This is a genomic window from Pseudoalteromonas lipolytica, from assembly GCF_003515105.1.
GTDB classification, from domain to species: Bacteria; Pseudomonadota; Gammaproteobacteria; order Enterobacterales; family Alteromonadaceae; genus Pseudoalteromonas; species Pseudoalteromonas lipolytica.
The window spans coordinates 2,458,209-2,466,229 of the sequence record NZ_CP032090.1 but is presented as its reverse complement, the minus strand read 5'-3'; the positions used below and the strand labels follow the sequence as shown (position 1 = coordinate 2,466,229).

The following is an 8,021-nucleotide window of genomic DNA, read 5'->3' as shown; positions in this document are numbered from 1 at the left end:
TTAGTATGTGCTTTTGTTAAATAATTTATCTTGTTGTGTATCTTTAATAGATAAAGCGATATCTTTAATTAAAGGATATTTATCGATCGTTTGACGGTTTTTTTCAACGTCGACTATTTCAATATAACCTTGATTTTTTCCGCCAAATTGGCGTAATAAATTGTCAATGTCATTTTTTGTTAAAACAGTTGATTTTTTAAATGCAAAGTCATTCATCTAATAGACCTATAACGGCAAAAACTGAATTTAATTTGTCTACGATACATGGACATAAGCCGCATTATATATAGAATAGCGCTTAAAACTAGCGCTAAAGTATCTTTTAAAAGGATTTTCTGGTGCCCCATTTACAAATTACAGGATTACAAAACGCTTACTCAGCGCTCAAGCGCTGTGCAAATTATGCACTGTTGGCATCTTTAGACAATCAGTTATTAGAGTTAGTAAGACACCTATTAGCTAGTAATAAAGACCCTGTTTTCCTGCTCTCTGAGCACGTTGAGGTGTTTTTTGAGAGTGAAAATAACACGCTATTATTTAGCCTTTTTGAGCAAGGTTTGCTGCATCCTTTTCATTTACATCACGATGCAAATTTAGCAAAAAACTTACATTTCTCTCGCGGCGTGATTCAGGAATTAAAACAATATAAAGAGCTTCGAAATAGTACACTGATTTTACACTTGGATTCAGAGCTGCTAGTACCTCTTACTGAAGCGCAATTAACTAAAAAGCTCGGGTTTTACCGTGATTTATCTATTGCTAAAAACGTAACAGTTATATTCTTGATTTCGGGCTCGCGTATTAGTGATGTAAGGCGCCAGTTTCTGGCTTTAAATACGCTTTTTGATGGCCAAATTTTTATTACTCAAGAAGCCTCAATTCGTACCTTAGAATATGACTATTGGAGCCATAAAGATGGCGTAATTGCGGGTCATTCTATAAATTGTGAGCTTTTGCAGGGGCAATTGAGCGTTTTTGATGCTCATTTAGAAGAGTCGAATGAGCAAACATCATCGCAACAAGGATTAGATGAAGATGAGGTATGGCTTGTTAAACATGCGTTGCCGCAAGGGACGAAGTTACCGCTGTCTTATAAAATAGTCGAAGATAATAATGCACTGTATAAACTAGGCCTTACAAAAAAAGCTGCTACATTAGTGTTTTCGGTAACGCGCTACACTGATTTGTCTGCATTGGCTGGTGAGTGCTTTTCGCTTCGCAAACAATGTGGTCGAAAGTTAAAGCTAGTCATTCAAAATGTAGATGGCATTATTCGCCATCAAGATGAGTGCCTCTTTTTAACGTTAGGCGTGAACCTTATTTTATACAGTTTCTCTGAGCCTTCGCGGTTACAATCACAAATTCAATCAATCCAAGGATTCCAGTTTTCAAGACCACTTCCTAACTCAATTGATGAGGTATTGAAATACAGTGAAAACGTACTGACTAAAGGGTATCTGCCGATAAATAAATTTGTTGAACAAGTTGCTAAGCATAGTGACTCAGCTGCAAATTTAGGTGTTAGCGGGGTGCTTGTTATGTTACAACTTTTACCCCGTATAGATGCAATACACCCGCTGCATTTGTTTCATGTAAAACGTGAAGGGGATATTTTTAGCTTTGCTGACGATTATATTTACCTGTATTTACATGCGTGTCGTGAGCATGACGTAGAAAGTGCGATTAAGCATTTATTTAAGCTTGAAATTAGCGACTTTTTTATGTCGAAAAATGTGATTGCAGATCATTTCTACATTCAGCAAGAATGCCGTCATCTGCAGCGCAGGTATACCAATGTTGACGTGCCTGATTACACCGAGCAATTAAAAGAAAATGTCAGTTATGTTTTTGATGCTAAAACAGCTGATATTTCTTCATTGAATAAGGAGACTCCTGAATTTAAAAAGGTGATTAGGCCTATCTCTAAACCCGTAAAAGTAACTTTAAAAGGTGAGCAAATATGAGTTTAAATCAGTTCTTTATTACTTTTATTATCGCTTTATTATTGGGGGTTTTGATTAGTAATACAGGTAAAATCTTGTTTAAAAAAATAGTAAGCATTTACCGTACATTGACTTTTAGGCATGTGTTATTAACGCCCTATACTCCCAAAAAACAGAAAAAGGATTCTCAGTGAGGCTTTCAGGATTAGGTGTTTGGAACTTATACTTTTTAGTAAAGTTTTTTCTTTATAGTCGTGGTGATATTTCATTTGATCTCGTCGCAAATTTAGCGTTTTTTGCTTTTTTAGCCGTGTCATTTCAAATCAAATGGTTAACGTATTTAAAACAGAGTATCAGTGTCGTAGTTGGGGCTGCACTTTTGTATCACGATTCGTGGCTCCCCCCCATTTCACGTTTAACTAAACAAGCTGAAAATGTACAAGACTTCAGCTTTGCTTACTTTGCGGAGATTGCGACGCGAGTGATCAGTGTTGATATATTACTGGGGCTGTTTGTTTTAGTCGTGGTGTATTGGTATTCAGTAAAATGGATACGCTACACCAGTATTTCAGTGGTCGGGTTTATTTACGTTTATTGGCTGAGTGCGACGACAGTAACAGATACACTCTCAACCCCTGTGGTTGTGAATAATCAATCAACGAAAAAACAGGTACCTGTCGCAGTGTCGAGTTCGTCACCACAAAAAACGTTTGATCAACAACTCGATGATTTTTATCAGCAACAAACTCAACTAAAAAGCCAATTTCCGACTAATTTCAATGGACAACCCTTTGACGTGGTTGTGCTTAATATTTGCTCTTTGGCCACTGCGGACCTGGACGCCATTGGTGTGAGACCGCGTGATTTATTTGATAACTTTGATATTTTGTTTAGTAATTTTAATTCAGCAACCTCATACAGTGGTCCTGCAGCAATAAGGTTACTGCGTGCGAGTTGTGGGCAAACTCCTCAAGACCAATTGTTTAAACCTGTGGCTAAAGAGTGTCAATTATTTAGTAACTTATCGCAGCTAGGTTACAACACGAGCGTGGCATTAAATCATGATGGTCATTTTGATGACTTTATTGGCTTGATCAAACAATACGGTGGCGTGTCAGTGCCTAATTTGGATTTTAGTCAATTTCAAGCTGCGCAATATGGTTTCGATGGAAAGCCTATTTATTCAGATGCCGCTATCTTAAGTAATTGGTTGGAGAGCCATAAAAATACCAAGCAGCCACGTGCGCTTTATTACAACACGATTAGCTTGCATGATGGTAATCAGCTAGCGGGCCGCTCTCGCATGAATAGCCTAAAGAGTTATCCAATTCGCCAGCAGCATTTATTTAGTGATATTGATGACTTTATTAGTCAGCTTGAAAGAGAAGGGCGCAATGTACTGTTAATGGTTGTGCCTGAACATGGCGCAGCATTAGAGGGTGATAAACTACAATTTGCAGGTCTTCGTGAAATCCCAAGCCCGTCAATTGTGTCTGTACCCACTGCCGTGAAGTTTATTGGTCCTGATGTTAAACACAGCGGTTTGAATGATGTACAACAGACGATGAGCTATTTTTCGTTGTCTGAACTTATCAATAACACCATGAAACTGGATGTATTTGCGGGTACGGTGCCTGTTAAGCGTGTGCTTGATAATTTACCAAGTGCTCCGGTAGTCGCTGAAAACCAAGATACCGTTATGATGTACATTAAAGGACAGCCTTATATCCAATTAGATGGCCAAGAGTGGACCAAGTACCCAAGCAATTGAGTTTTTTGCACACGTTTGTCCAAAAATCTTTACAATAGACTACCCAGAAATGGGGAGTTAGCGTATTATTCTCATACTATAGGTTCCCGTTCTTTGAGGATGTAATGCGTTTAGATATTCACTGTGCCGACCGAATTGGTATCGCACAAGAAATTCTCAATATTTTGGTAAGTTACCAGGTCGATTTAAAAGGTATCGAAGTTGATTCGGTTAATTGCCGAATGTATGTGAGTTTTCCACCGATAGAGTTTGAGCAGTTTCAAAAAATTATGCCATCAATTCGTTTAATTGATGGCGTAAAAGATGTGCGAACAACTGCATTCTTACCTTCTGAGCGAGAACATAATGAGCTAAATACACTGCTGAGAGCCTTGCCCGACGGCGTTATTTCTATAGACGCAAAAGGATGGGTGCGTTTATGTAATGATGCAGCATGCCGTGATTTACAGTTATCAGAAAAAGAAGTCATTGGCGCTAATATAAATAATTTATTGAAAGGCTTTAACTTCACCCGCTGGCTTGAGGGTAAAGAAGTATTAGGACAAACCACGCGTGTTGAAGTGGCAGGTGAAGACTTTATTGCCGATATTCTGCCTATTTCAGTTCCCCAAGGCGTTGAAGGGGATGTGCTTGCAGGTGCTGTTATTAATATTAAATCGCAAAGCCGTCTTGGTCAGCAGGTCAGTGCTTTTCGTCGTTATGGGCAAGAAAGTTTTGCCACTATTCATAACTTTAGTACTGCTATGCGTCGTGTTGTCAGAGAAGCACGGAAAATGGCGCAACTCGAAGCACCTATTTTAATAACCGGTGAAACAGGTACGGGTAAAGAGCTTTTAGCGCGTGCTTGCCACTATGCGTCTAATCGTTCTGTAAAACCTTTTATTGCTTTATCGTGCGCCTCGTTACCAGATGATGTTGCTGAATCTGAACTGTTTGGCTATGCAGGTTACGAGGAAAATGCAGCCCCAAAACGAGGCGTGTTAGAGCAGGCTGATGGCGGCACCGTATTCTTAGATGAAGTGGGTGAAATGTCGACTCAGTTGCAGACTAAGTTATTACGCTTTTTGCAGGATGGAACTTTTAGAAAAGTAGGCGATGAAAACGAAGTTAAAGTGAATGTTCGTATTATTGCGGCGACTCAAAAAGATTTGCCAGCCATGGTTCAAGAAGGCACCTTCAGAGAAGATCTTTACTATCGTATCAACGTTTTGACTCTTGAAATAGCGCCACTTCGTGATAGAAAAGCGGATGTGGGTCCACTTGCTGAGCATTTTATTCAAAAATACGCTCAGCAAAACGGTCATTCGGTGCCTGTTTTATCGGAAGAATGTTTACGGTTTTTACAGGATTATCCGTGGCCGGGTAATGTGCGACAATTAGAAAACGCGATTTATCGCGCTGTTTCATTGTTAGATGATAATGAGCTTAGAATTGAGCATTTACAATTACCAACATTTACACATGATTTAGGCTATTTGGAGTCAGACTTTGAGGGCACACTTGACCAAGCCGTAAAACGCTTTGAAGCCACGTTACTTCGTAAGTTGTATCCGGCGTATCCAAGTTCTCGTCAGCTAGCGAAGCGTTTAGGGTTAAGCCATACCGCGGTGGCTAATAAGCTTAGAGATTACGGCATTAATCGTAAAACGGTGAAAGTGTAATTACCCTATGGGCACTATTGTTTAGTGCCCATGTCTTTTGTGACGCCATCAATGGCGATGTTTTTTATACCCTCGTTATCAAATTTAATAACAATACTGATATTGTTGCGCGCAAAAAAGTAGTCTCGGTTATCTAGGCTTATCACATAATCGCCCTTGACTGCTTCAGAAAACTGACGTTTTTCTAATGCCAGAGTGTGCTCGCCAATTTGCCAACGAAACCCTTCGAAGAACCCATTATTAAATTCCTGTACCCATATTTGTTGCTCATCTTTACTTAATGTAATGGCGACAGAGTAAGACTCAGGCAACGACATATCATAGGTTTTATTACCAATGGTGAATTTCTCTGTGTCTTGTTGCCAGCCAAAACCAAACTTAAAGGGTTTCTCAACCCCGGTAGGGTAACTTAAAGTCCCTTCGCCCGGGTAATTAAAATCAGCAAAGGCAGATTGAGTATATAAGCTTGCAGTCAACAAGGCCGCTAAATTAATAAATTTCATTAGATTATTCTTTTTTTATACTAATATATGCACAGATTAGAGCAGAATATTCGCCATAGCAATATGCTGTGATACACTTTGCTCATTAACAACTGGTTAGACCTTTATCGTGAACCTCTATTTCCGACTCATTTTATTGTTTTTTAAAATTAAACGTAATCGTGATTACCAAGACTTACTTGATACGATTGATATTGAATTTAAAGCATTACCCACTGATTGTGATATAAATTTTCATCTGACTAACTCTCGGTATTTAGGCATCATGGATTTAGCGCGTACTTGGATGACTGAGCGGGTTGGATTGTTGCAGCATATTATGAAGCGTCGTTGGTTTCCAATCGTTAACGCAACGGCAATCACCTACATTCGAGACATTAAACCGATGCAAAAATACACAGTAAGCACGCGTTTAGTCGGATGGGATCATAAGTATTTTTATATTGAGCAAAAGTTTCATTCAGAGCGTGGCTTACATGCCATTGCTTATGTACGCGGTGTATTCAAGCGTAAGAAAGGAGTGGTTAGTGTTGAAGAAATGCTTGAAGTTGCTGGGTTTAAAGGTGTTGCGCCTATTTTACCGGCAGAGATAATGCATTGGAAAGAAATGCTTGAGCAAAAAAAGATCACTAATCAATGATGTTAATACGCTGCCAAAACACTCACTATTAGCACGTATAAGTATAATGCTCAAAGTAAAAAAAATGCCAGCGATTTGCTGGCATTTTTGAGGCTTTGAACACAATTTATTTCGCTGCACAGACCGTGTGGCTAACAAACGTTAAGTCGTTTATGTGCGAAGGACCGTCCATAATGAATGTCGCTTCTGCAGTGTTCTGATCTAAGCGGTAGATTTTGGCATTTTCACTATTTTCTCTGCCAGAAATATAAATAGTGCCGTCATCTGCAATGGCAATGCCAGAAGCCCAATTAATGTCATGCTCGCCAACCAGTGTTAATTCAAAGCTGCCTTCATCTAATGTGTAAAGTGCTTTACCTGTAAGCACATATAACACGTTATTGTCGTTTGAATAAGCAATGTCACCATCTGCAAATGTGTCGCCAGAGTATGAAAGCTTACCAAGCACAGTTTTATTACCTGTTGCTAAATCAAAGTCGTACATATAAGTTTTGCTTGTCGCACGAAGTGATAGACCATCAGGCGTGATAGCTGAGCGGTAAATAGGGAACGATGTACTATTGGCAACTTCTGCTTGCACGTTACTTGCTAAATCTAAGCTGAAGATTTGAGATGCTTTTGTAGTGCTATCTAGTTGCTGCATGAAATAAAGCACACCCTCATTGCTGGCAATGTTCGATGCTGTATTCGTAATACCTGCCACAACAGTGACAGCATTTGACGCTGGATTAAAGTGGTATACATACCCTTCAGTCTCAGAGCCAAAGTTATTGATACCATACAAGCCAGTCGTCACTGCACAAGGTGCAGGTACTTCAGTTAAGGAAACATTATCAAGTAATGCACCTACAGAATCTGAGCTACCACGGCCGATAAATTCGAGTACGGAGTTAGCATTGGTGGCCTCTACGTTGAAGGTATATTTGGTCCAACCTTTTGCACTGCTGTTAATGACCGCGAGTGAGTTTCCATTCCATTTTACTTCAGCTTTATTGGTATGATTGTTACCAACAATGCGTGCTGAATAATAAAAGCTCAATTCATATTTTTTTCCAGCTTGAGTGGCAATATTTTGCACAATACCGTAATTCGATGTTGAATCTAGCTCTAGATATTGCATGCCGTCTTGTGCTGCAATTAAGCCAAGTTTATTGGTTTGAATTTCAAATTTTGCATAGCCACTACGATCCCAGTGAGAAATATCACTGAATAGTTGCCATTGTCCTGAGTTTGCTGTTACAGCGTCAGTATTCTCAAAAGAGCCATTTGTAACTAAATTGGTGTTAGCCAATGCGATGCTTGTTGCAATAGTGAAAGGTAATATTGCAAATTTAGAAATCAGTTTTTTCATGATAACCTTATTTGTTAACATTTAATTAATGTAAGCTGGTATCATTTTACTGCTTTAGGATAGAAGTATTCAAACGAGGAACGGTCCTGTTTATATGCGAAATACCCTAATAATTAGGTAACTTATTGACGATAAAACAGTTGTTTTATCTT

General features: G+C 39.0%; 7 protein-coding genes. 4 read left to right on the top strand and 3 right to left on the bottom strand.

Features of this window, described 5'->3' with window-relative positions; translation table 11 throughout:
* Positions 1-216: a BcsR/BcsP family cellulose biosynthesis protein gene (bcsR, locus tag D0907_RS11200; RefSeq protein WP_036966971.1), complete on the bottom strand. Its 216-nt coding sequence runs from the start codon at positions 214-216 to the stop codon at positions 1-3.
* A 122-nt stretch (positions 217-338) separates the two neighbouring features.
* On the opposite strand from bcsR, the gene bcsE reads away from it, so the two are divergent.
* From bcsE to tyrR, 3 genes are all read left to right on the top strand, one after another.
* Positions 339-1,964: a cellulose biosynthesis protein BcsE gene (gene bcsE / locus D0907_RS11195; protein WP_036966973.1), complete on the top strand. Its 1,626-nt coding sequence runs from the start codon at positions 339-341 to the stop codon at positions 1,962-1,964.
* A 169-nt stretch (positions 1,965-2,133) separates the two neighbouring features.
* Positions 2,134-3,714, top strand: coding sequence for a cellulose biosynthesis protein BcsG (bcsG, locus tag D0907_RS11190; protein ID WP_065978854.1), 1,581 nt, complete (start codon positions 2,134-2,136; stop codon positions 3,712-3,714).
* A 104-nt stretch (positions 3,715-3,818) separates the two neighbouring features.
* Positions 3,819-5,375 (top strand): transcriptional regulator TyrR, encoded by a 1,557-nt coding sequence (tyrR, locus tag D0907_RS11185; RefSeq protein ID WP_036966980.1) that lies wholly within the window; start codon positions 3,819-3,821, stop codon positions 5,373-5,375.
* A gap of 14 nt (positions 5,376-5,389) precedes the next feature.
* Here tyrR and D0907_RS11180 read toward each other — a convergent pair whose 3' ends face one another.
* Positions 5,390-5,878 carry a hypothetical protein gene (locus D0907_RS11180; protein WP_036966984.1) on the bottom strand — a complete coding sequence of 163 codons (489 nt, stop codon included), beginning with the start codon at positions 5,876-5,878 and terminating at the stop codon, positions 5,390-5,392.
* A gap of 109 nt (positions 5,879-5,987) precedes the next feature.
* Here D0907_RS11180 and D0907_RS11175 point away from each other — a divergent pair, with 109 nt between their 5' ends.
* The gene (locus D0907_RS11175; RefSeq protein WP_036966987.1) at positions 5,988-6,518 is read left to right on the top strand and encodes a thioesterase family protein; all 531 of its coding nucleotides are present in this window, start codon (positions 5,988-5,990) and stop codon (positions 6,516-6,518) included.
* A 106-nt stretch (positions 6,519-6,624) separates the two neighbouring features.
* On the opposite strand, the gene D0907_RS11170 is transcribed toward D0907_RS11175, so the two are convergent.
* Positions 6,625-7,869 (bottom strand): DUF642 domain-containing protein, encoded by a 1,245-nt coding sequence (locus D0907_RS11170; protein ID WP_118844469.1) that lies wholly within the window; start codon positions 7,867-7,869, stop codon positions 6,625-6,627.
* Between the last annotated feature and the right edge of the window lie 152 nt (positions 7,870-8,021).